Source organism: Zoogloea sp. 1C4, from assembly GCF_009469605.1.
GTDB classification, from domain to species: domain Bacteria; phylum Pseudomonadota; class Gammaproteobacteria; order Burkholderiales; family Rhodocyclaceae; genus Zoogloea; species Zoogloea oryzae.
Genome location: NZ_SSXU01000001.1, coordinates 169,623 through 191,073, shown reverse-complemented (window position 1 = coordinate 191,073; position 21,451 = coordinate 169,623). Strand labels below are relative to the sequence as shown.

Sequence of the window (21,451 nt, the reverse complement as noted above, 5' to 3'; positions counted from 1 at the left end):
CCGTTGGGCACCTATTCCAGCGTCGAGATGAAGCTTGCGACGGCTTTGACTTCGAGCTCGGAGAGCTTCGAGGCGATGGAGTGCATCACCGCGTTGTCGTTGTTGCGCTCGCGGGTGTTGAACTGCTTGAGCTGGTTCTCGATGTACAGCGCCTGCTGGCCGGCGAGGCGCGGCAGCTGCGGCGTGCCGTAACCCTTGGGCCCGTGGCACGACACGCAGGCGGCCACGCCGGAATACTGGTTGCCCTTGGTGAAGATGTAGCGGCCCACGCCGGAGAGGTCCGGATCGGCGCTCTGGCTGTGGGTGGCGGGTTTCTTCTGGAAGAACTCGCCCAGGGCCTTCATCTCTTCCGGGGTCAGGTCGGCGGCCATGCCGGCCATGGTCTCGCTCTTGCGCTTGCCGCTCTTGAAGTCGGCGAGCTGCCGGGCGATGTAGTCGGCGTGCTGGCTGGCGAGGCGCGGGTAGAGCGCCGAAGCGGCCTCGCCTTCCATGCCGTGGCAGATGAAGCAGCGCCCGCCGACGATCTCTTCGGCACGTTTCAGGTCGGCGGCCAGCGCGCCGCCGGCGGCCAGCAGAAGCCCCAGTCCGGCGGCGATGAATCTCCCTTTCATGTATGTCTCCTCGTTCTGGTTTTAGGTCGGGGAAAGACTATCAGAATCTGGTGATTTACTAAATTACCCGTAACTGCCGGGCGGCAACGCACGGGAACTGCCGGACGCGGCGCCCATCTGACAGAATGAACGCCATTCCAATACTGATTCGGGAGCCCGATTGCCGATGCGCCATGCTGCCTCTCTGACCCCGTCGCCGTGGGTCACCCGTTTTGCTTCACTGATCACCTCCGGCGGCGAAGTGCTCGACTTCGCCTGCGGGAGCGGTCGTCATGCGCGCTGGCTGGCGGGTCGGGGGTTTCGGGTCGAGGCGGTGGATCGGGACGCCGTGGCGCTCGAGCTGCTGGCCGGGGTGCCGCACCTCACCACCCGCGAGGCCGACATCGAGGAAGGGCCGTGGCCCTACGCCGGGCGTCACTTCGACGCGATCATCGTCACCAATTACCTCTTCCGCCCGCGGCTGCCCTTGCTGCTGACGGCGCTCAATCATGGCGGGGTGCTGATCTACGAGACCTTCATGGTGGGCAACGAGCGCTTCGGCAAGCCGAGCAATCCGGATTTCCTGTTGCGCTCCCACGAGCTGTTCGAACGGGTGGCCGACACCTGCACGGTGCTGGCCTACGAGCAGGGCGAGGTGGCCGAGCCTAAGCCGGCGGTGATCCAGCGCATCTGCGCGGTGAAGGGGCACAATCCGTCGCTGCGCCTGCCCTGAGCGGGCTTTGCGAACCTAGCGCAGCAGCGGCTTGAGTTCGCGCCAGATGGTGTCGAGGATCTTCGGCTGAGCCTCGGCGGTGGGGTGAATGCCGTCCTGCTGGAAGTGATCCGGCTTGTCGGCGAAGCCGGCCATCATGAAAGGCACGAGCCGGACCTTGTTGGTCCGGGCGAGATCCTGATACGTCCTGGCGAACCGCGCGGTGTAGTCGGGGCCGTAGTTGGGCGGCATCTGCATGCCCACCAGCAGCACCCGGGCGCCGGCCTGGCGGCTGGCGTCGATCATTGCCTGCAGGTTGGCGTTCATGGCCGGGATGGGCAGGCCGCGCAGGCCGTCGTTGGCGCCCAGTTCGATCACCACCACCGAAGGCCGGTGGGTCTGCAGCGCGGCAGGAAGCCGGCTGCGCCCGCCAGCAGTGGTCTCGCCGCTGATGCTGGCGTTCACCACCTTGTGGGGCGGCTTTGATTCGTGGAGGCGCTTGTCGAGCAGCGCCGGCCAGGCCTCGGTCGGGCGCAGGCCGTAGCCCGCCGAGAGGCTGTCACCCCACACCAGCACCGTGCCGGCAAAGGCGGGCGCCGCCATCAGCAGCAGGCTCGCCAGCAGGGTGCGGAGGAGGGCGACGGCGCGCATCAGGCGGAGATCTTGTCGGCGCAGTGGCCCTGGATGATCTGCATCAGCGGCGGGAACACCTTGGGCGTGCCGGCGACGATGTTGCCGGTGGTGAGGTAGTCGGATTCACCGGCCAGATCGCTCACCAGACCGCCCGCCTCGCTGATCAGCAGGCTGCCGGCAGCCATGTCCCACGGGGACAGGCCGAATTCCCAGAAGGCGTCGAGACGGCCGGCGGCCACGTAGGCCAGATCCAGCGACGCGGCGCCCGGGCGGCGCAGGCCGGCGGTCTTCTGGGTGAGTTCCTTGAAGATGGCGAGGTAGGTGTCGACGTTGCCGAACTGGCGGTACGGGAAGCCGGTGCCGACCAGGGCTTCCTGCAGGCGCAGGCGCTTGGATACGCGGATGCGGCGGTCGTTCAGGAAGGCGCCGGCGCCCTTGGAGGCGGTGAACATCTCGTTGCGGTTCGGGTCATAGACGACCGCCTGCTCCACCACGCCGCGGCGGGCCAGGGCGATGGAGATCGCGTACTGCGGGAAACCGTGGATGAAGTTGGTGGTGCCGTCGAGGGGGTCGATGATCCACTGGTACTCGGTCTCGGCCTCCGGACCGGTCTCGCCGGACTCTTCTGCTAAAATGGCGTGGGTCGGATAAGCATCGCGCAGCACTTGAATGATGGCTTCTTCGGCAGCCCGGTCGACTTCGGTGACGAAGTCGTTGGGCGACTTGGATTCGACCCGCAGGAGTTCGACGTCGTTCGAAGCCCGGTTGATGACGGCGGCGGCACGGCGTGCGGCCTTGATGGCGATGTTCAGAGTGGGATGCATGGGTGTCTGGCAAGGTTGGCCGGCCCGGGCAGGATTGCCCCCACCGGTCGACACTAATTCGGAAACCCCACATTTTAATATGAACCACGATGGCGCGCTTGAGCGCGTGCGAGTCGTACTTTCCCGTACCAGTCATCCGGGCAATATCGGAGCCGCGGCCAGGGCCATGAAAACCATGGGTCTGTCGCAACTGGTGCTCGTCTCACCCCATTCCTTCCCCGATCCGGTGGCCACGGCCCGTGCGGCGGGCGCCGACGACATCCTCGCCAACGCGCGGGTGGTCGGCAGCCTGGCCGAGGCGCTGGAGGGCACGGTGTTCGCCGCCGCGCTCACCGCGCGCCGGCGCGAGCTCGCGGTGCCCATGAAGTGGGCCCGGGACGCTGCCGGCGACATCGTTTCGCGCACCAGCTTCGGTGACGTGGCGCTGGTCTTCGGCAACGAGACGGTCGGGCTCTCGAACGAGGACGTGGCCCTGTGCCACATGCCGGTGAAGATCCCGGTGAGCGCCGAATACTCGTCGCTCAACCTGGGGGCGGCGGTGCAGGTGCTGTGCTACGAGCTGCGGATGGCGGCCCTCGATCCGGGCGAACCGCCGAATCTCGAATCCGAGCTGGCGACCTTCGAGCAGGTGGAGGGCTTCTTCAGCCACCTCGACCGGGCGATCACCGCCAGCGGTTTCTTCCATCCGAGCAACTCCAAGCGCCTGTGGCCGCGCCTGCGCCGGCTGTTCGGGCGGATCCAGCTCGAGAAGGACGAAATCAACATTCTGCGTGGAATGCTGACCGCCTTTGAAAAAAAGTAGACTAAAATAGTCGGAAATAAAAATCTCCCGCCCGGTTCCATCCCGGGCCGGCGGGGGCGGAAAACAGCGCGATTCGTTTCGGGAGTTCCCTTTCATGTTCAGTCGTCTGCGTGAGGACATCGCCAATGTGCTTGAGCGAGATCCGGCCGCACGCTCCAGGTGGGAAGTGCTCACCTGCTATCCCGGGATGCACGCCCTGTGGCTGCATCGTTTTGCCCATCTTGCCTGGACCAACGGTTTTCGCTGGGTCGGGCGCTTCAGCAGCCATGTGGGGCGGATGCTCACCGGCATCGAGATCCATCCCGGTGCGACCATCGGCCGGCGTGTGTTCATCGACCACGGCATGGGCGTGGTGATCGGCGAGACCGCCGAGATCGGCGACGACTGCACCATCTATCAGGGCGTGACCCTCGGCGGCACCTCGCTCTACCGTGGCACCAAGCGCCATCCCACGCTGGGGCGCGGCGTCGTGATCGGCGCTGGCGCCAAGGTGCTGGGCGGCTTCGAGGTGGGCGACGGGGCCAAGGTGGGTTCCAATGCGGTGGTGGTCAAGCCGGTGCCGGCAGGGGCGACCGCGGTCGGCAATCCGGCCCGCGTCATCGAGGCCGGCAAGGATGACGCTGCCCGGGCCCGCGAGGCCAAGGCGGAGCAGATGGGCTTCACCGCTTACGGCGTCACCCGCGATCTGGACGACCCGGTTTCAAAGGCGCTGCACGGCCTGCTCGACCACGCCGTCGAGACCGACCGGCGCATCCGCGTGCTGCTCGACAAGCTCGCCGAGGCCGGGATTTCGGTGGAGGAAGCGGCCAAGTCCGAAGACGCCTTCGACCCGCAAGGGCTCGGCAAGATGGTGGATTGAGCGGCCTGTGTTGCGGGTGTGAAAATAGTTGATCGTTTTTGTCGGGTTTGGTATTCTTGACTGAAACGTTCAACTATTAATTTGCCCGCCCCCAGGAGCCACCATGAGACTCACCACCAAAGGTCGTTTTGCCGTCACGGCAATGATTGATCTGGCGCTGCGTTGTGCCGAGGGCCCCGTGACGCTGGCGGGCATCGCCGATCGCCAGAAGATTTCCCTCTCCTACCTCGAGCAGCTGTTTGGCAAGCTGCGCCGCTTCGAGCTGGTCAGCAGCGTCCGCGGCCCCGGAGGCGGTTACGCGCTGGCCCGGGATATGGCGTCGATCACCGTCGCCGACATCATCGCCGCGGTGGATGAGCCGCTGGATGCCACCTCCTGCGGTGGCAAGGAAAACTGCAAGGACGAGCACCGCTGCATGACCCACGAGCTGTGGACCAACCTCAACCGTCGCATGTATGAATACCTGCACTCGGTGACGCTGGCCAACCTCGTCGAGCAGCAGCGGGCCAAGGCGGCACAGGTATCGGTGCTTCACGATGAGCGCTCGGCTGCGTCCGCCAAGGGCGTTGTTCCGGCAACGGCCTGATTTCACAGGAGCGATCGGTGTTTGCGCCGGTTTACCTCGATCACAACGCCACCACGCCCCTCGATCCGGCGGTGCGTGAGGCCATGCGGCCGTGGTTCGGCGAGCGCTTCGGCAACGCGTCGAGCCGCCACGAATACGGCCGTGCGGCGCGCAAGGCGATCGACGAGGCGCGGGCCCAGGTGGCCGCTGCCGTGGGTGCGCATCCGACCGAGGTGCTGTTTACCAGCGGCGGCTCCGAAGCCAACAACCTGTTCATCAAGGGCGCTGCGGCGCTGATGAAACCGGGCCGCATCGCGGTGAGTGCCATCGAGCACCCCTGCGTGCGTGAGCCCGCCCGGCAGCTGGTGCGCCAGGGCTGGCAGTTTGACGAGATCGCGGTGGATGGGGCAGGGCGAATCGACCCGGTAGCTTTCGAGGCCTGCCTCGCCGGCAAGCCGAAGCTGGTGTCGATCATGCTTGCCAACAATGAAACCGGCGTGATCCAGGATGTCGCCGCGCACGCCAGGGCAGTGCGCGCTGCCGGTGGCTGGATGCACTGCGACGCGGTGCAGGCGCTGGGCAAGGTGAAGGTGGATTTTCGCGCCCTGGGCGTGCAGGGCCTGACGCTGTCAGCCCACAAGATTTACGGCCCGCTGGGCGCCGGGGCGCTGGTGATCGACAAACGTGTCGAACTCGCGCCACTGGTGGCCGGGGGCGGCCAGGAGCGCAACCTGCGCTCCGGCACCGAAAACGTGATGGCCATCGTCGGCTTCGGCAAGGCCTGTGAGCTGGCCGCGGCGGCGGTCGAAACCCGCGCGATGCAGATGGCCGCGCTCCAGCAGCGGCTCGAAGCTGGGCTCGCCAGCATGGGCGCACAGATTTTCGCGGCAGATGCACGGCGCCTGCCCAACACCACGTTCTTCGCGATCGGCGGCGTGGATGGCGAGACCCTGGTCGGCAAGCTCGACCGGGCCGGATTTGCGGTGGCGAGCGGCTCGGCCTGCTCCAGCGCCAATCCCGAGCCGTCTCACACGCTGATGGCGATGGGCGTTGAGGCAGGCCTTGCCCGCTCGGCGGTGCGGGTGAGCTTTGGCGCCGGCAGCACCGGGCGCGACGTGGATGACTTTTTGACGGCCCTGGGCGAGAACCTCGCCGGCCTCCGAACGCTTGCCGCGATGGCGGTCTAAGTTTCTGAACGGTTTAAAATTTTTGCTGTACGGAGAAGATGAAGATGCTCAAGTTTCCGATCTACCTCGATTATTCGGCGACCACGCCGGTGGATCCCCGCGTTGCGGAAAAAATGATCCCCTACCTCACCGAGCTGTTCGGCAACCCGGCATCCCGCAGCCACGCCTTCGGCTGGACCGCCGAGAAGGCCGTCGAGGAAGCCCGCGAGGACGTCGCGGCGCTGGTGGGTGCCGACTCGAAGGAAATCATCTGGACCTCCGGGGCAACCGAATCGAACAACCTGGCGATCAAGGGTGCAGCCCATTTCTATTCCGGCAAGGGCAAGCACATCATCACCCTCAAGACCGAACACAAGGCCGTGCTCGACACCGTGCGCGAGCTTGAGCGCGTCGGCTTCGAGGCCACCTACCTCGATGTGAAGGAAGACGGCCTGATCGATCTGGACGTGCTGAAGGCGGCGATCCGCCCGGACACCGTCCTGGTGTCGGTGATGTTCGTGAATAACGAAGTCGGGGTGATCCAGCCCATCGCCGAGATCGGCGAGATCTGCCGTGAGAAGGGCATCATCTTCCATGTGGATGCGGCCCAGGCCACCGGCAAGGTCGAGATCGACCTCTCGAAGCTGAAGGTCGATCTGATGTCCTTCTCTGCCCACAAAACCTACGGGCCGAAGGGCATCGGCGCCCTGTACGTGCGTCGCAAGCCGCGCGTGCGTCTCGAAGCCCAGATGCACGGTGGCGGCCACGAGCGCGGCCTGCGCTCCGGCACCCTGGCCACCCACCAGATCGTCGGCATGGGTGAGGCGTTCCGCCTGGCCCGCCTCGAGATGGCCGAAGAAAACAAGCGCGTCGGCGCCCTGCGTGACCGCCTGCTGAAGGGCCTCAGTCAGATCGAGGAAACCTTCGTCAATGGCGACATGGTCCATCGCGTGCCCCACAACCTGAACATCAGCTTCGCCTACGTGGAAGGCGAATCCCTGATCATGGCGATCAAGGACATCGCCGTGTCGAGCGGTTCGGCCTGCACCTCGGCGAGCCTCGAGCCGTCGTACGTGCTGCGCGCCCTGGGCCGCAACGACGAGCTCGCCCACAGTTCCATCCGTTTCACCATCGGCCGCTTCACGACGGACGAGGAAATCGACTATACAATCGACTTGCTGCAGCGCAAGGTCGGAAAGCTCCGCGAACTGTCGCCCCTGTGGGACATGTTCAAGGAAGGCATCGATCTTGATACCGTGCAGTGGGCAGCGCACTGACAGGAGAGCAAAAATGGCATACAGCGAAAAGGTTCTGGACCACTACGAGAATCCCCGTAACGTCGGTGCATTCGGCAAGGAAGACGACGGCGTGGGCACCGGCATGGTCGGCGCTCCGGCGTGTGGCGACGTGATGAAACTGCAGATCAAGGTCGGCAAGGACGGCATCATCGAAGATGCCAAGTTCAAGACCTACGGCTGTGGCTCGGCGATCGCTTCCAGCTCCCTCGTCACCGAGTGGGTCAAGGGCAAGACCCTCGACCAGGCGCTGGAGATCAAGAACACGGCCATCGCCGAAGAACTGGCCCTGCCGCCGGTGAAGATCCACTGCTCGATCCTGGCCGAAGACGCCATCAAGGCGGCGGTCGAGGATTACAAGAAAAAGCACAACGGCTGACAAGGAGTTCGATCATGGCAGTAACCCTGTCCGACAAGGCAGCAACCCACATCGGCAACTTCATCGCCAAGCGCGGCAAGGGGGTCGGCATCCGCCTCGGCGTGCGTACGTCGGGCTGTTCCGGCATGGCGTACAAGCTCGAGTTTGCCGATGAGGTGCTGCCCGAGGACATCGTCTTCGAAAGCCACGGTCTCAAGGTGCTGATTGACCCGAAGAGCCTGCCCTACATGGATGGCACCGAACTCGACTTCGTGCGCGAGGGCCTCAACGAGGGTTTCAAGTTCAACAACCCGAACGTGAAGGACCAGTGCGGCTGCGGCGAAAGCTTCACGGTCTGAGGCGCGAACGTCCACGATGCTCGATCTCAAGCAGGATTACTTTGTGCTCTTCGGCCTGACGCCGGCCTTCCGCATCGACGAGGAGCGGCTGGAGCAGGCCTATCTCGACCTGCAGGGCAGGGTCCATCCCGACCGCTTTGCCCACCTGTCCGACGCCGAGAAGCGTCAGTCGATGCAGTGGGCGACCCACGTCAACGAAGCCTTCCGCACCCTCAAGGGCCCGCTCACCCGCGGGCATTACCTGCTTGAGCAGCGCGGTGTCGATCCTGCGTTCGACACCAACACCGCCATGTCCGCCGAGTTCCTGATGGAGCAGATGGAATGGCGCGAGGCCCTCGGCGAGGCCCGTGAGGCCGCCGACGAGGACGTGCTCGACGAGCTCGCCCGGCGCATCCGCCACAACACCCGGGCGCTGGTGGAAGAACTCGGCCAGCAGCTCGACGACACCGTCGATCTCGACGCCGCCGCCGATACCATCCGTCGCATGAAATTCCTCGAAAAGCTGCAACACGAAATCAATGACGCCTTGACGGCGCTGGAATCCTGATGGCTCTGCTGCAAATCTCCGAACCGGGCCTGTCCACCCTGCCGCACCAGCACCGGCTGGCGGTGGGGATCGATCTGGGTACGACCAACTCCCTGGTGGCTACCGTGCGCAACGGCATCCCCCAGTGCCTGCAGGACGAAGACGGCAAGATGCTGCTGCCGTCCATCGTGCACTACCTGCCCGACGGCCAGATCGTCGTCGGTCGCAAGGCGATGGCGACCCAGGCGGTCGATCCGCGCAACACCATCGTGTCGGTCAAGCGCTTCATGGGCCGTGGCCTGAAGGACGTGGCCCACGTCGAGACCATGCCCTACGACTTCGTCGACACCGAAGGCATGGTCCGCCTGCGCACCATCCAGGGCGTGAAGAGCCCGGTCGAAGTCTCCGCCGAAATCCTCAAGGATCTGCGCATCCGCGCCGAACGCAGCTTGGGCGGAGAGCTCACCGGCGCGGTCATCACCGTGCCCGCCTACTTCGATGACGCCCAGCGCCAGGCCACCAAGGATGCGGCCCGGCTCGCCGGGCTCAACGTGCTCCGCCTCCTCAACGAGCCCACCGCGGCAGCCATCGCCTATGGCCTCGAGAATGCCTCTGAAGGCGTCTATGCGGTGTACGACCTGGGTGGCGGCACCTTCGACATCTCCATCCTGCGGCTCTCCCGCGGGGTGTTCGAGGTGGTGGCCACCAGCGGCGATGCGGCCCTGGGCGGCGACGACTTCGACCATCGCCTGTTCTGCTGGATGCTCGACAACGCCGGCATTTCGCTGCCGTCCGACCGGGACTCCCGGCGCATGCTGATGAAGGCCCGCGAGGTGAAGGAACGCCTGACCCTCGACGAATCCGTGCCGATCCGCATGACCCTCGACAGCGGTGACGAGGTGGACCTCGTCATTTCCCGCGACGTGTTCGTGGACATCACCCGGCCGCTGGTGGACAAGACCATTCGCCCGCTCAAGAAAGCCCTGCGCGACGCCGGCCTCGACCCCGCCGACGTGAAGGGCGTGGTGATGGTGGGCGGCGCCACGCGCATGCCCCACGTTCAGAAGGCCGTCGGCGAATTCTTCGGCCAGACGCCGCTCACCAACCTCGATCCCGACACCGTCGTCGCCGTGGGCGCCGCGATGCAGGCCAACGTGCTGGCCGGCAACAGGGCGGGCGAGGACGAATGGCTGCTCCTCGACGTCATCCCGCTGTCCCTCGGCATCGAGACGATGGGCGGGCTGGTCGAGAAGATCATCCCCCGCAATTCCACCATCCCGACTGCCCGCGCCCAGGATTTCACCACCTTCAAGGACGGCCAGACGGCCATGGCCTTCCATGTGGTGCAGGGCGAGCGCGAGCTGGTTTCCGACTGCCGTTCGCTGGCCCGCTTCGAACTGCGCGGCATTCCGCCGATGGTGGCGGGCGCCGCGCGCATCCGCGTGACCTTCCAGGTGGACGCCGACGGGCTCCTGTCGGTCACCGCCCGGGAGCAGGCCACCGGTGTCGAGGCGCGGGTCGAGGTGAAGCCGTCCTACGGCCTTGCCGACGACGAGATCGCCGAGATGCTGAAGGCCGGTTTCGAGCACGCCCAGCGCGACATGGAACTGCGCGGCCTGAAGGAACAGCAGGTCGAGGCGGCCCGCGTCGTCGAGGCCACCGAAAAGGCCCTGGCCATTGATGGCGGGCTGCTCAACGCCGCCGAACGGGCGTCGCTGGACGTGGCCATCGCTGCGCTGCGCGCCGCTGCCGAAGGGCAGGACGTGCGGGCGATCAAGATCCAGCTGGAAGCCTTCAACCGTGCCTCCAACGAGTTCGCATCGCGCCGGATGGACAAGAGCATCCGCGAGGCCCTGGCCGGCCACAAGATCGACGACATCAAGATTTAAGACCGAACATGACGACCCTGATTGTGCTCCCCCACGTGGAGCTGTGCCCCGAGGGCGCGGTGCTGGAGGCCGAACCCGGCCAGACCATCTGCGACACCCTGCTCGCCAACGACATCGAGATCGAGCACGCCTGCGAGAAATCCTGTGCGTGCACCACCTGCCACGTGATCGTGCGGGAAGGCTTCAACAGCCTCGAGCCGGCCGAGGAACTCGAGGAAGACCTGCTCGACAAGGCCTGGGGCCTGGAGCCCAACTCGCGCCTGTCGTGTCAGGCGGTGGTCGGCACCACGCCGCTGACCGTCGAGATTCCCAAGTACTCGATCAACATGGCCCGGGAGGGCAAGCACTGATGAAGTGGACTGACGTTCAGGAAATCGGCATCCAGCTGTCCGAAGCGCATCCCGATGTGGATCCGGAAAAGCTCAACTTTGTTGACCTGATGCGCTGGGTCATGGCGCTGCCCGAGTTCAACGACGACCCCAAGCACTGCGGCGAACGGGTGCTTGAGGCGATCCAGCAGGCCTGGATCGACGAAGTGGCCTGAAGAAGGCGACGCGCGCCATGCCGGGCATCCACGATTTCGAGGTTGGCCGTCTTGGCGGCGGCGTGATCCGTTTTGCGGATTTCGCCGGCAAGGCGCTGCTGGTGGTGAATACCGCCAGCCGTTGCGGCTTCACGCCCCAGTACAAGGGCCTGGAGCAGTTGCACCAGCAGCTTGGGCCGCGCGGGCTGGTGGTGGTGGGTTTTCCGTGCAATCAGTTTGGCGCGCAGGAGCCGGGCACGGAAGACGAGATCGCGGCGTTCTGCGAACGCAACTACGGCGTGGATTTCCTGCTCACCGAAAAGGTGAATGTGAACGGCCCGGATGCCCATCCGGTGTTCGTGTATCTCACGGCGGCCCTGCCGGGTGTGCTCGGCAGTCGCGCCATCAAGTGGAACTTCACGAAATTCCTGGTGGACCGCAGCGGGACGCCGGTCCGCCGCTACGCCCCGACGACGACGCCAGAAGCCCTGGCGGCAGACATCGAGGCGCTGCTCTAGGCCTAGCCTTCAGCGGGCGGTCGGGTCGGAGGGTTCGTTGAGGGACAGCCAGTACAGCCCGAGCTGGCCGACGGCCTGCAGAAAACGCTCGAAATCCACCGGTTTGCGGATGTAGCTGTTGGCGCCCAGCCGGTAGGCTTCAAAAATATCCTGGTGTTCCTTCGAGGTGGTCAGCACGACCACCGGCAGGAGGGCGGTGCGCTCGTCGGCGCGGATGCGCCGGAGCACCTCAAGACCGTCGATGCGCGGCAGCTTCAGATCCAGAAGCACGAAAGCCGGCATGACCAGGCTATCGCGGGAACTGTACTGACCGGTGCAGAAAAGGTAGTCCAGCGCTTCGACGCCGTCCCTCGCCACGACGACCTGGTTGGCAATCTTGTTCTTGCTGAATGCGCGGAGCGTAAGTGCCTCATCGTCGGGATTGTCCTCGACGAGAAGGATGGGGCGATCGGTCGCCATGGCTACTCCTTGACCTTATTTATCGTTTTTGCCAGATTTTTTGTATGAGAGGGAAAGACGCTTTTCCCTCTCAGGCAAGATGATAAGTACGGCAGGCAGGCGACCGGGTTGACCTAATTCTCAAAAAGCGCTTGGTTTTACAACAATTGACCGGCTTGGAGGATAAATACCTTATCTTCGCCGCCGGGGGACGACAACCATGTAGGTGCGAGGGCCGGGAAGGCTTCGTCGACGATGTGCCGGTTGTGCCCCACTTCGATCGCCAGCAGGCCTTCCGGCTGCAGGAAACGGGGTGCGTCGGCGAGCAGCTTGCGCACCAGGTCGAGACCATCTTCACCTGAGCCGAGGGCGATGCCAGGCTCGTGGAGGTATTCGGCCGGCAGCGATTCCATCGATTCGCGGGTGACGTAGGGCGGGTTGCTGAGGATGAAGTCGAAACGCTGCTCGGGCACCGACGCAAAGCCGTCGGACTTCACCAGCGTGATGCGATCTTCCAGGCCGTAGGCAGCGATGTTGGCGGCGGCCACGTCGAGGGCGTCCTGGGAGATGTCCACCGCCGTGATGTGGGCGTTGGGGAAGGCGTGGGCCATCAGGATGGCCAGACAGCCGGAGCCGGTGCACATGTCCATGGCCGCGGTGACTTCTTCCGCGTCTTGAATCCACGGCGCAAAGCCGTCCTCGAGCAGCTCGGCAAAGTACGAGCGGGGGATGATCACCCGCGGGTCCACTTCAAAGCGGAAATCCCCCAGCCAGGCTTCGCCGGTGATGTAGGCGGCCGGGAGCTTGTCCACCGCGCGCTTCTCGATGACTTCGAAGATGGCTTCCCGTTCGTCGCCGGGGATGCAGGCGTCGAGGAAGGGCTCGAGGCGATCCAGCGGCAGGGCGAGGGTGTGCAGGACGAGGTACACCGCTTCGTCGTAGGCATCCGGCAGGCCGTGGCCGAAATAACAGCCGGCCCGGTTGAAGCGGGTGACGGCATAGCGCAGCCAGTCGCGAACGGTGACGAGCTCGGCCAGGGGGCCGTGCTCGTGTTCGTGATCGTGCTCGTCTTCTTCCAGGTGGTCGTCGTGGTGGTCGTTCATGCCTTGTCCGATGCGGTGAGCAGGTTTTCGAGGGTGCGACGGTAGATGTCCGACAGGGGCTGGATGGCGTCCACCGCGATGCATTCGTTGAGCTTGTGGATGGTGGCGTTCACCGGGCCGAACTCGACGACCTGCGGGCAGATGTCGGCGATGAAGCGGCCGTCGGAGGTGCCGCCGGTGGTGGATAGCTCGGGGCTGATCGCAAGGGTGTCGCGGATTGCGGCTTCCATCGCGCCGACGAGGCTGCCGCGGGGCGTGAGGAAGGGCTTGCCGCCGAGGGTCCAGGCGAGGTCGTAATCAAGGCCGTGACGGTCGAGGACGGCGTGCACGCGGGCCTTGAGCTGGTCGGCGGTGTGCACGGTGGCGAAGCGGAAGTTGAACAGCACTTCGAGCGTGCCCGGGATGACGTTGGTGGCGCCGGTGCCGGCCTTGATGTTGGACATCTGCCAGGAGGTGGGCGGGAAGTATTCGTTGCCTTCGTCCCACTTCTCGGCGGCGAGTTCGGCCAGGGCCGGGGCGGCGAGGTGGATGGGGTTCTTCGCGAGGTGCGGGTAGGCGATGTGGCCCTGGACGCCCTTGACGGTGAGCTTGCCCGACAGGCTGCCGCGGCGGCCGTTCTTGATGGTGTCGCCGAGGGTGTTGGTGGAGGTGGGCTCGCCGACGATGCAGAAGTCGAGGGCTTCGCCGCGGGCGCGCAGGGTCTCTACGACCAGCGTGGTGCCGTGGGTGGCGTCGCCTTCTTCATCCGAAGTGAGCAGCAGGGCGATGGAGCCGGCGTGGTCCGGGTGGGCGGCGACGAAGGCTTCAATGCCGGTGACGAAGGCGGCCAGCGAGGCTTTCATGTCGGCGGCGCCGCGGCCGAACAGCAGGCCGTCACGCTCGGTGGGCTCGAAGGGATGGGACGTCCAGGATTCCAGTGGGCCGGTGGGGACGACGTCAGTGTGGCCGGCGAACACCACCAGCGGACGGGCGGTGCCACGACGGGCCCACAGGTTGCTGACGCCGCCGCCATCAATGCGTTCGCAGACGAAGCCGAGGGGCGCCAGGCGGCTGGCGATGAGATCGAGGCAGCCAGCGTCCTCGGGGGTGACCGACGGGCGCGCGATGAGGCTGCGGGTGAGTTCGAGCGTGGGGTTCATGCGTTGTCTTGTATTTGGTTGGGGCAGGCGATGCACCCGCCGTCGCCCCGGGGCTGGGCGGATGGACGGCGGGGTGGGTGGTGCTGGGCTCAGTCGTCGTCGAGTTCGAGGGTGAACTCGCGGAAGGACGAGCCGTCCGGCTGGGTGCTTTCGAAGTCGATGGCCGACTGGTTGCGGCTGGTCTTTTCGTTGGTGTTGCCAAACTGGGCGTTGTTGATGAGCCAGGACAGGTTGGTGGGCGAATCGGAGTTGGTGAGGGCTTCCTCGAGGGTGATGACCTTTTCCTTGTAGAGCCGGAAGAGATCCTGCTCGAAGGTGCGCGAGCCCTGGGCGAGGCTTTGTTCCATGGCCTCGCGGATCGCGGAGATCTCGCTGCGTTCGATGAGCTCGGCAACCTGACGGGAGTTGAGCAGGATCTCGACCGCCGGAATCCGCCCGCCGTCGGGCTTCTTGACGAGGCGCTGGGAGGCGATGCACTTGAGCGTCGCGGCGAGGTCGAGGGCCAGCAGCGCGCGGCCGTCCATCGGGAAGAAGCTGAAGATGCGGTTGAGGGCGTGGTAGGCGTTGTTGGCGTGCAGCGTGGCGAGGCACAGGTGGCCGGTCTGGGAATACGACAGGGCGGCCTGCATCGTCTCGCGGTCGCGGATTTCGCCGATCAGGATGCAGTCGGGCGCCTGGCGCATGGCGTTCTTGAGGGCCTGCTGCCAGTCGTTGGTGTCCTGGCCGATCTCGCGCTGGTTCACGATCGACATCTTGTGCTTGAACAGATATTCGATCGGGTCTTCGATGGTCAGGATGTGGCCCGAGCGGTTCTCGTTCCGGTGGTCGATCATCGAGGCGATGGTGGTGGACTTGCCCGAGCCGGTGGCGCCGACGACCAGGATGAGGCCGCGCTTCTCCATGATGATGTCGGCCAGCACCGGCGGCAGGCCGAGGCTTTCGAGGCGCGGGATGTCGCCCGAGATGTAGCGGACGACGATGGCGACGCTGTTGCGCTGCCAGAAGATATTGACGCGGAAGTTGCCCATGTCGCGCCGGCCGAAGGAGAGGTTCATCTCCCGGGTGCGCTCGAAGCGCTCGACCTGCTCGGGCGACATCATCTCGTAGGCCATGCGGTGGACCATTGTCGGGTCCATGGCCTGCTGGTTGATGGGCAGGGTGTTTCCGTCGATCTTGATGTGGATCGGAGTGCCGACGGTAATGAAGATGTCCGAGGCTTTCTTCTCGGCCATCAGGGCGAACAGCTTGTCGATGATCATCAGTCAGCTCCGGCGGCAGGCTGGGCCGCTTCAGGATTACCCCGGAGGGTTCCTGAGGGCGGCCCCGGGCGCGGGGTCAGTCGCGCAGCAGTTCGTTGATGCTGGTCTTGGCGCGGGTCTGGGCGTCGACCTTCTTCACGATCACGGCGCAGTACAGGCTGTACTTGCCGTCGGCGGAGGGCAGGTTGCCGCTCACCACCACGGAGCCTTCGGGCACGCGGCCGTACGTGACTTCGCCGGTGGCGCGGTCGTAGATCTTGGTGCTCTGGCCGATGTAGACGCCCATCGAGATCACGCAGTTGTCTTCGACGATGACGCCTTCGACGACTTCGGAGCGGGCGCCGATGAAGCAGTTGTCGCCGATGATGGTCGGGTTGGCCTGGAGGGGCTCGAGCACGCCACCGATGCCGACGCCGCCGGAAAGGTGCACGTTCTTGCCGATCTGGGCGCAGGAGCCGACGGTGGCCCAAGTGTCGACCATCGTGCCTTCACCGACGTAGGCGCCGATGTTCACGTAGGAGGGCATCAGCACCACGCCCTTGCTGATGAAGCTGCCCTTGCGCGCGACGGCGTTGGGCACCACACGGAAGCCACCGTGCTGGAAATCGTGCTCGGTGTAGTTGTCGAACTTGGTGGGCACCTTGTCGTAGTAGCGGGTGTCGCCGCCGGACAGCACCTTGTTGTCGTGGGTGCGGAAGTACAGCAGCACAGCCTTCTTGATCCACTGGTGGGTCACCCACTCGCCGTTGATCTTCTCGGCAACGCGCAGCTTGCCCTGGTCGAGTTCGTCGATGACGTGCTCGATGGCGCGCAGCTGTTCGCTGGTGGCGGTGGCGGGCGACAGCTCGGTGCGACGCTCCCAGAGGTCTTCAATGAGGGCGGCAAAGGGGTTTTCGTGATGGGGCATGATATGTACGAATACGGTCATGGATTGTTCGAAAGTTGTTGGGCGAAGGCGACGATTCGATTGGCCGCTTCGACGCACTCTGCCAAGTCGGCAACCAGCGCGATACGAACGAAGCCGGCACCGGGATTGATCCCGTGAGCCTCGCGGGCGAGGAAGCTGCCAGGCAGAACCGTCACATTATATTCAGCCTGCAGGCGGCGGGCGAACTCGGTGTCGGAAACCCCCAGGCGGGTGACGTTGGCCCACAGGTAGAAGCCGGCGTCGGGCAGGTCCACGTCTAGCCAGGGTTTCAGCATGGGGGTGATAACGGCGAACTTCTCGCGATATTGACGACGGTTTTCGGCCACGTGGGCCTCGTCGTTCCAGGCCGCGGCGGAGGCCGCCTGCACCGACGGGCTCATGGCGCAGCCGTGGTAGGTGCGGTAGAGCAGGAAGCGCTTGAGGATCTCCGCGTCGCCGGCCACGAAGCCGGAGCGCATGCCCGGCACGTTGGAGCGCTTGGACAGGCTGGAGAACATCACCACGTTGCGGAAATCCGTGCGGCCGAGGCGATGAGCGGCTTCGAGGCCGCCGATGGGCAGGTGGGCGTCGTCGAAGTAGATCTCGGAGTAGCACTCGTCGGCGGCGATCACGAAGCCGTAGCGATCCGACAGATCGAAAAGCTGTTTCCACTCGTCGAGGGAGAGCACCTTGCCGGTGGGGTTGCCCGGCGAGCACACGAAGACCAGCTGCACGCGCTGCCAGACGGATTCGGGCACGGCGTCGAAATCCGACGCGAAGCGGTTGTCCGGCAGGTTGTTGACGAAGTAAGGCTTGGCCCCGGCCAGGTAGGCCGCGCCTTCGTAGATCTGATAGAACGGGTTGGGCGAGAGCACCAGCGCATCCGGCTTGCTGCCGTCGATCACGCACTGGGCAAAGGCGAACAGTGCCTCGCGGGAGCCATTGACCGGCAGCACCTGGGTGGCGGCGCTCACCTTGGGCAGGCCGTAGCGGCGCTCCAGCCAGCCGGCGATCGACTGGCGCAGGGCGTCGGAGCCCTGGGTGGTCGGGTAGTTGGCGAGGCCGCCGAGGTTGTCGATGAGCGACTGCTTGATGAATTCGGGCGTGGCGTGCTGCGGCTCGCCGATGGACAGGCGGATCGCCGAATAGCCAGCCGGCGGCACGATGCCTTCGAAGAGGCCGCGCAGTTTTTCGAAGGGATAGGGGTGAAGATCCTGGAGGTGCGGGTTCACGTTCGGGGGATTTCCTGTGTTCGTCCTGGGGGCGGCCCGGCGCGGATGGCGGGGCGCAGAGGATAAATCGCCGTGTTGCGGTGGTGCAGGACAGGGCAAGACAAAGCCTGTGGCCTGATTTTTAACGAATGCTATTATAGCGTCCGCCGTTTATGTGGCAGTGCAGCAAGCGTGCTGCGCAAGTGCTTGCAGCTCCGTTTTCCCCAGCCTTTTTCCGAATTCCAGTGCGTCTCGCCAAACTCAAGCTCGCCGGTTTCAAGACCTTCGTCGATCCGACGACCGTGCTCACGCCCGGCAATCTGGTGGGCGTGGTGGGTCCGAACGGCTGCGGCAAATCGAACATCATCGACGCGGTGCGCTGGGTGCTGGGCGAATCGCGTGCCTCGGCGCTGCGGGGCGGCTCGATGATGGACGTCATCTTCAACGGCTCCACCACCCGCAAGCCGGTGTCCCGGGCCAGCGTCGAGCTGGTCTTCGACAATGCCGAAGGCAAGGCCGCCGGCCAGTGGAAGCCCTACGCCGAGGTGGCGGTCAAGCGCGTGCTCGACCGCAGCGGCGAATCGACCTACTTCATCAACGGCATGCAGGTGCGCCGGAAGGACGTGATCGATCTGTTCCTCGGTACCGGCCTTGGGCCGCGGGCCTACGCGATCATCGAGCAGGGCATGATCTCGCGGATCATCGAGGCCAAGCCCGAGGAAGTCCGCGGTTTTCTCGAGGAGGCCGCCGGCGTCACCAAATACCGCGAGCGGCGCAAGGAAACCGAAGGGCGCCTGTGCGACGCCCGCGACAACCTGACCCGCCTCGACGACATCCGCAGCGAACTCGGCCAGCAGCTTGGCAAGCTGGAGCAGCAGGCCGCCATCGCCGAAAAATACCGCCAGCTCAACGCCAGCCTGTCGGAGCGTCAGAACCTGCTGTGGCTCCTCAAGCGCAACGAGGCCCGCGCCGAGCGCGTCCGGCTGGCCGAAGAGCTGGCCGACGCGACCCGGCGCATCGAGGCCGACTCGTCGCGCCTGCAGGAACTCGAAAGCCAGCTCGAAACCGCCCGCGAAGCCCAGCTGGAGGCCAACGAGGGCGTGCAGCACGCCCAGACCGCGCTGTTTGCGGTGAGCTCCGAGCTCACCCGCCTCGAAGGCGAGCTTGCCCGCCTGCGTGACAGCCGGCGGATTCTCGAAAGCCGCCTCGCCCAGCTTGAGCGCGACGACGCCCAGTGGCGCAGCCAGCTGGAAAGCCTCGCCGCCGACAGCGAGCGTTGGCAGGGCCTGCTCGACCACGCCGCGATTCGTGCCGAACAGGCCGAGGCCCGCCACGCCGAGGTGGGCGACCGTCTGCCGGAGGCCGAGGAGGCGCTCAACGCCGCTGATGCCGCCGCCGCCGCGATCCGCCGCGAACTCAACCAGGCCGAGCAGCAGATCCGCGTCGAGGACACCCACCGGGTGAGCAGCGAGCGCACGCTCGACACGCTGGCCCAGCGCCGTGCCCGGCTGCAGCAGGAAGAATCCGCCGTCCAGGCGCCCGATCTGCGCATGGCCGCCGAGCGCGAGGCGGCGCTGGCGGCGGCCGAAGAAGCGTTGGACCAGCGTCAGTCCGACATCGCGGACGCCCAGGCCCAGCTACCTGCCGCCCAGCAGGCCCTCAAGCAGGCGCTGGAAGCCGAGCGTCAGGCCCAGCGCCACGCCACCGAGCTGCGGGCGCGGCGCGAGGCGCTGGTGCAGTTGCAGAACAAGGTGCAGGTGCAGGGCCAGCTGGGTGACTGGATCAAGCGTCACAAGCTCGACGGGCTCAAGCCCCTGTGGCAGCGCATCCGCGTCGAGGCCGGGTGGGAGCTCGCCGTCGAGGCGGTGCTGCGCGAACGCCTCGCTGCGCTGCCGGCCGAGGATGGAAAGGTGGCGCTGGCCGCGCTGGCCGACAAGGTGCCCGGCGCCTTCGCCTTCCTGCTGGGCGGTAGCCCTGCTGCGGGCGACACCACGCCGGCACCGGAGGGCTGCCGGCCGCTGGTGGAGAAGGTCGGCGCCGATGGCGAACTCGCCGCGGTGCTCGAAAGCTGGCTGGCCCGGGTTTTCGTCGCGGATGATCTTGCTGCGTGGATCGACCGGCGCGAGTCGCTCGCCGCCGGCGTGGTGCTGGTCTCGCGGGATGGTCGCCTGCTGAGTCGTCACGCGCTGATCCACTACGCGCCGGATTCGCGCACCCACGGCGTCATCGAGCGCCAGCGGGAGATCGACCAGCTGGGCGCCGAAGTCGAGGCCGCCCAGGAAGCCGCCGCGATGGCGCGGGAATCCATGGCCGAGGCCGAGGCGCTCGCCACCCGCGTGCAGGATGCGCTCGCCAACCTGCGTCGCGACGCCCAGGCGCTGCAGGCGCGGGTGCATACCGAGCAGGTCGAGGTGCTCAAGCTCAACCAGGCCCGGCAGCGCTACGAAGAGCGCTGCGGTCAGATCGAACGTGACCTGGGTGAGATCGCCCATGCCGAGCAGGCCGAGCGCGACCGCCTGATGCGCGCAGAGACCGAGCTGGAGCGCAGCCGCGAGATGGCCGAACTGCAGCGCGGTCGGCTGGACGCGGCGGAGGCGGTGCGCCGGGAGCGCGAGAGCAGCCTGCGCGAGACCCGCGCGCTGGAGTCCGCGCTGGCCCGCGAGCTGCAGGAGGCCCGCCATTCCGAGCGCGAATGCGTGAGCAAGCTCGACGACATCGCCCGCAACCGCGCGCTGGCCGGCGAACAGCTCGAACGCATCGCCGAGGAGCTCACCGAGCGCCGCGAATCGCTGATGGAGATCGACGAGGTCTCGGTGTCGGCCGCGCTGCAGGAGGCTGTTGCGCTGCGCACGACCCGCGAGACCGCGCTCGCCGCCAGCCGCAACACGCTGGAAGCCGCCAACGGCCAGTTGCGTGGGTTGGAGGAGGATCGCCAGCGCACCGAACATGCCGCCGCGCCCCAGCGCGAGCGCGTCGCCGATCTGCGCCTGCGCGTCCAGGCCGTCGAGATGGCCGAAGCCCAGCACGCCGCCCGGCTCGAGGAAGCCCAGGCCGACGAGGCGGCGCTGGCGCCGCTGCTCACGCCCGATCTGAAGGAAGGTTCGCTGCAGCGCGAGGTCGCCCGTCTGGGCCGCGAGATCGCCGAGCTGGGTCCGGTCAATCTGGCGGCGCTCGACGAGCTGAAAGCGGCGTCGGAGCGGAAAAATTACCTCGACGTGCAGACGGAGGATCTGCTAGGCGCGATCGAAACCCTTGAAGATGCCATACGACGGATCGATCGGGAGACGCGAGAGCAGCTTCAAGAGACGTACAATACGGTTAATCACCATTTCGGGAATCTCTTCCCGATGCTCTTCGGAGGCGGTGAAGCGCGGCTGGTGCTTACTGGCGACGAGATTCTCGATGCGGGCATCTCGATCGTCGCCCAGCCGCCCGGCAAGAAGAACAGTTCCATCCAGCTGCTTTCGGGCGGGGAAAAGGCACTGACCGCGATTGCGCTGGTATTTTCGATGTTCCAGCTCAACCCGGCGCCGTTCTGCATGCTGGATGAGGTGGATGCACCACTCGACGATTCCAACACCGAGCGCTACTGCCAGATGGTCAAGCGCATGTCGTCGCAGACCCAGTTCGTGTTCATCAGCCACAGCAAGATCACGATGGAAATCGCGGAGCAGCTGGTGGGCGTCACGATGCAGGAGCAGGGTGTGTCGCGGGTGGTGGAAGTGGATATTGAAGAAGCACTGCGTCTTGCGGAAGCTGCCGCGGCGTGATGCGG

General features: G+C 65.7%; 23 protein-coding genes. 14 read left to right on the top strand and 9 right to left on the bottom strand.

The features are described from left to right. Positions 1 to 11: 11 nt before the first annotated feature. Positions 12 to 611, bottom strand: a complete 600-nt coding sequence (locus tag GH681_RS00790) for a cytochrome c (RefSeq protein WP_153159554.1) — start codon at positions 609 to 611, stop codon at positions 12 to 14. Positions 612 to 777: 166 nt separating this feature from the next. On the opposite strand from GH681_RS00790, the gene GH681_RS00785 reads away from it, so the two are divergent. After that, positions 778 to 1,323: a bifunctional 2-polyprenyl-6-hydroxyphenol methylase/3-demethylubiquinol 3-O-methyltransferase UbiG gene (locus GH681_RS00785; protein ID WP_153159553.1), complete on the top strand. Its 546-nt coding sequence runs from the start codon at positions 778 to 780 to the stop codon at positions 1,321 to 1,323. Between the two features lie 15 nt (positions 1,324 to 1,338). On the opposite strand, the gene GH681_RS00780 is transcribed toward GH681_RS00785, so the two are convergent. Both GH681_RS00780 and GH681_RS00775 read right to left on the bottom strand, forming a co-directional pair. Continuing rightward, on the bottom strand, positions 1,339 to 1,953 hold the full coding sequence (locus tag GH681_RS00780; protein WP_153159552.1) for an arylesterase: 615 nt from the start codon (positions 1,951 to 1,953) through the stop codon (positions 1,339 to 1,341). Continuing rightward, on the bottom strand, positions 1,953 to 2,759 hold the full coding sequence (locus GH681_RS00775) for an inositol monophosphatase family protein (RefSeq protein ID WP_153159551.1): 807 nt from the start codon (positions 2,757 to 2,759) through the stop codon (positions 1,953 to 1,955). Before GH681_RS00775 ends, GH681_RS00780 begins: the two co-directional genes overlap by 1 nt. 79 nt (positions 2,760 to 2,838) lie before the next feature. On the opposite strand from GH681_RS00775, the gene GH681_RS00770 reads away from it, so the two are divergent. The 12 genes from GH681_RS00770 (at position 2,839) to GH681_RS00715 (ending at position 11,619) form a co-directional block, all read left to right on the top strand. Continuing rightward, positions 2,839 to 3,561 carry an RNA methyltransferase gene (locus tag GH681_RS00770; RefSeq protein ID WP_153159550.1) on the top strand — a complete coding sequence of 241 codons (723 nt, stop codon included), beginning with the start codon at positions 2,839 to 2,841 and terminating at the stop codon, positions 3,559 to 3,561. Positions 3,562 to 3,655: 94 nt separating this feature from the next. After that, a complete protein-coding gene (cysE, locus tag GH681_RS00765) occupies positions 3,656 to 4,420 on the top strand; it encodes a serine O-acetyltransferase (protein ID WP_153159549.1) in 765 nt (254 codons plus the stop codon). 103 nt (positions 4,421 to 4,523) lie between these two features. Continuing rightward, positions 4,524 to 5,006: a Fe-S cluster assembly transcriptional regulator IscR gene (gene iscR / locus GH681_RS00760; RefSeq protein ID WP_153159548.1), complete on the top strand. Its 483-nt coding sequence runs from the start codon at positions 4,524 to 4,526 to the stop codon at positions 5,004 to 5,006. 17 nt (positions 5,007 to 5,023) lie between these two features. Next, on the top strand, positions 5,024 to 6,172 hold the full coding sequence (locus tag GH681_RS00755) for a cysteine desulfurase family protein (protein ID WP_153159547.1): 1,149 nt from the start codon (positions 5,024 to 5,026) through the stop codon (positions 6,170 to 6,172). A gap of 44 nt (positions 6,173 to 6,216) precedes the next feature. Then, positions 6,217 to 7,428, top strand: coding sequence for an IscS subfamily cysteine desulfurase (locus tag GH681_RS00750; protein ID WP_153159546.1), 1,212 nt, complete (start codon positions 6,217 to 6,219; stop codon positions 7,426 to 7,428). A 13-nt stretch (positions 7,429 to 7,441) separates the two neighbouring features. Beyond that, positions 7,442 to 7,825 (top strand): Fe-S cluster assembly scaffold IscU, encoded by a 384-nt coding sequence (gene iscU / locus GH681_RS00745; protein ID WP_153159545.1) that lies wholly within the window; start codon positions 7,442 to 7,444, stop codon positions 7,823 to 7,825. A 14-nt stretch (positions 7,826 to 7,839) separates the two neighbouring features. Continuing rightward, positions 7,840 to 8,163 (top strand): iron-sulfur cluster assembly protein IscA, encoded by a 324-nt coding sequence (gene iscA / locus GH681_RS00740; RefSeq protein WP_153159544.1) that lies wholly within the window; start codon positions 7,840 to 7,842, stop codon positions 8,161 to 8,163. A 16-nt stretch (positions 8,164 to 8,179) separates the two neighbouring features. Further along, a complete protein-coding gene (hscB, locus tag GH681_RS00735) occupies positions 8,180 to 8,710 on the top strand; it encodes a Fe-S protein assembly co-chaperone HscB (protein WP_153159543.1) in 531 nt (176 codons plus the stop codon). Further along, positions 8,710 to 10,578: a Fe-S protein assembly chaperone HscA gene (hscA, locus tag GH681_RS00730; protein WP_153159542.1), complete on the top strand. Its 1,869-nt coding sequence runs from the start codon at positions 8,710 to 8,712 to the stop codon at positions 10,576 to 10,578. The genes hscB and hscA overlap by 1 nt, the downstream gene beginning before the upstream one ends. Before the next feature lie 8 nt (positions 10,579 to 10,586). After that, positions 10,587 to 10,928, top strand: a complete 342-nt coding sequence (gene fdx, locus GH681_RS00725; RefSeq protein ID WP_153159541.1) for an ISC system 2Fe-2S type ferredoxin — start codon at positions 10,587 to 10,589, stop codon at positions 10,926 to 10,928. Next, positions 10,928 to 11,122 (top strand): Fe-S cluster assembly protein IscX, encoded by a 195-nt coding sequence (iscX, locus tag GH681_RS00720; protein WP_153159540.1) that lies wholly within the window; start codon positions 10,928 to 10,930, stop codon positions 11,120 to 11,122. The genes fdx and iscX overlap by 1 nt, the downstream gene beginning before the upstream one ends. Before the next feature lie 17 nt (positions 11,123 to 11,139). Beyond that, the gene (locus GH681_RS00715; RefSeq protein WP_153159539.1) at positions 11,140 to 11,619 is read left to right on the top strand and encodes a glutathione peroxidase; all 480 of its coding nucleotides are present in this window, start codon (positions 11,140 to 11,142) and stop codon (positions 11,617 to 11,619) included. Between the two features lie 9 nt (positions 11,620 to 11,628). On the opposite strand, the gene GH681_RS00710 is transcribed toward GH681_RS00715, so the two are convergent. From GH681_RS00710 to dapC, 6 genes are all read right to left on the bottom strand, one after another. Continuing rightward, positions 11,629 to 12,078: a response regulator gene (locus GH681_RS00710; protein ID WP_153159538.1), complete on the bottom strand. Its 450-nt coding sequence runs from the start codon at positions 12,076 to 12,078 to the stop codon at positions 11,629 to 11,631. 137 nt (positions 12,079 to 12,215) lie between these two features. Continuing rightward, on the bottom strand, positions 12,216 to 13,160 hold the full coding sequence (gene prmB, locus GH681_RS00705; RefSeq protein ID WP_153159537.1) for a 50S ribosomal protein L3 N(5)-glutamine methyltransferase: 945 nt from the start codon (positions 13,158 to 13,160) through the stop codon (positions 12,216 to 12,218). Next, entirely contained in the window at positions 13,157 to 14,299 is a 1,143-nt protein-coding gene (gene dapE / locus GH681_RS00700; RefSeq protein ID WP_153159536.1) for a succinyl-diaminopimelate desuccinylase, read from the bottom strand. The genes prmB and dapE overlap by 4 nt, the downstream gene beginning before the upstream one ends. Positions 14,300 to 14,388: 89 nt before the next feature. Continuing rightward, positions 14,389 to 15,558, bottom strand: a complete 1,170-nt coding sequence (locus GH681_RS00695; RefSeq protein ID WP_153159535.1) for a PilT/PilU family type 4a pilus ATPase — start codon at positions 15,556 to 15,558, stop codon at positions 14,389 to 14,391. 76 nt (positions 15,559 to 15,634) lie between these two features. Beyond that, entirely contained in the window at positions 15,635 to 16,465 is an 831-nt protein-coding gene (gene dapD, locus GH681_RS00690) for a 2,3,4,5-tetrahydropyridine-2,6-dicarboxylate N-succinyltransferase (RefSeq protein ID WP_228111726.1), read from the bottom strand. A 17-nt stretch (positions 16,466 to 16,482) separates the two neighbouring features. Then, positions 16,483 to 17,697, bottom strand: a complete 1,215-nt coding sequence (dapC, locus tag GH681_RS00685; protein ID WP_153159533.1) for a succinyldiaminopimelate transaminase — start codon at positions 17,695 to 17,697, stop codon at positions 16,483 to 16,485. Positions 17,698 to 17,921: 224 nt separating this feature from the next. Between dapC and smc the strand changes: the two genes are divergently transcribed. Further along, entirely contained in the window at positions 17,922 to 21,446 is a 3,525-nt protein-coding gene (smc, locus tag GH681_RS00680; RefSeq protein WP_194271093.1) for a chromosome segregation protein SMC, read from the top strand. The last annotated feature ends 5 nt before the right edge of the window (positions 21,447 to 21,451 follow it).

Bases quoted from the DNA above. Each gene is read 5' to 3' on its own strand.
- GH681_RS00750 (WP_153159546.1), top strand. From the start codon at position 6,217: ATGCTCAAGTTTCCGATCTACCTCGATTATTCGGCGACCACGCCGGTG.
- iscX (WP_153159540.1), top strand. From the start codon at position 10,928: ATGAAGTGGACTGACGTTCAGGAAATCGGCATCCAGCTGTCCGAAGCG.
- cysE (WP_153159549.1), top strand. From the start codon at position 3,656: ATGTTCAGTCGTCTGCGTGAGGACATCGCCAATGTGCTTGAGCGAGAT.
- dapE (WP_153159536.1), bottom strand. From the start codon at position 14,299: ATGAACCCCACGCTCGAACTCACCCGCAGCCTCATCGCGCGCCCGTCG.
- dapD (WP_228111726.1), bottom strand. From the start codon at position 16,465: ATGCCCCATCACGAAAACCCCTTTGCCGCCCTCATTGAAGACCTCTGG.
- iscA (WP_153159544.1), top strand. From the start codon at position 7,840: ATGGCAGTAACCCTGTCCGACAAGGCAGCAACCCACATCGGCAACTTC.
- fdx (WP_153159541.1), top strand. From the start codon at position 10,587: ATGACGACCCTGATTGTGCTCCCCCACGTGGAGCTGTGCCCCGAGGGC.
- GH681_RS00780 (WP_153159552.1), bottom strand. From the start codon at position 1,953: ATGCGCGCCGTCGCCCTCCTCCGCACCCTGCTGGCGAGCCTGCTGCTG.
- hscA (WP_153159542.1), top strand. From the start codon at position 8,710: ATGGCTCTGCTGCAAATCTCCGAACCGGGCCTGTCCACCCTGCCGCAC.
- hscB (WP_153159543.1), top strand. From the start codon at position 8,180: ATGCTCGATCTCAAGCAGGATTACTTTGTGCTCTTCGGCCTGACGCCG.
- iscR (WP_153159548.1), top strand. From the start codon at position 4,524: ATGAGACTCACCACCAAAGGTCGTTTTGCCGTCACGGCAATGATTGAT.
- GH681_RS00775 (WP_153159551.1), bottom strand. From the start codon at position 2,759: ATGCATCCCACTCTGAACATCGCCATCAAGGCCGCACGCCGTGCCGCC.
- GH681_RS00790 (WP_153159554.1), bottom strand. From the start codon at position 611: ATGAAAGGGAGATTCATCGCCGCCGGACTGGGGCTTCTGCTGGCCGCC.
- GH681_RS00770 (WP_153159550.1), top strand. From the start codon at position 2,839: ATGAACCACGATGGCGCGCTTGAGCGCGTGCGAGTCGTACTTTCCCGT.
- prmB (WP_153159537.1), bottom strand. From the start codon at position 13,160: ATGAACGACCACCACGACGACCACCTGGAAGAAGACGAGCACGATCAC.
- GH681_RS00695 (WP_153159535.1), bottom strand. From the start codon at position 15,558: ATGATCATCGACAAGCTGTTCGCCCTGATGGCCGAGAAGAAAGCCTCG.
- GH681_RS00785 (WP_153159553.1), top strand. From the start codon at position 778: ATGCGCCATGCTGCCTCTCTGACCCCGTCGCCGTGGGTCACCCGTTTT.
- iscU (WP_153159545.1), top strand. From the start codon at position 7,442: ATGGCATACAGCGAAAAGGTTCTGGACCACTACGAGAATCCCCGTAAC.
- GH681_RS00715 (WP_153159539.1), top strand. From the start codon at position 11,140: ATGCCGGGCATCCACGATTTCGAGGTTGGCCGTCTTGGCGGCGGCGTG.
- GH681_RS00710 (WP_153159538.1), bottom strand. From the start codon at position 12,078: ATGGCGACCGATCGCCCCATCCTTCTCGTCGAGGACAATCCCGACGAT.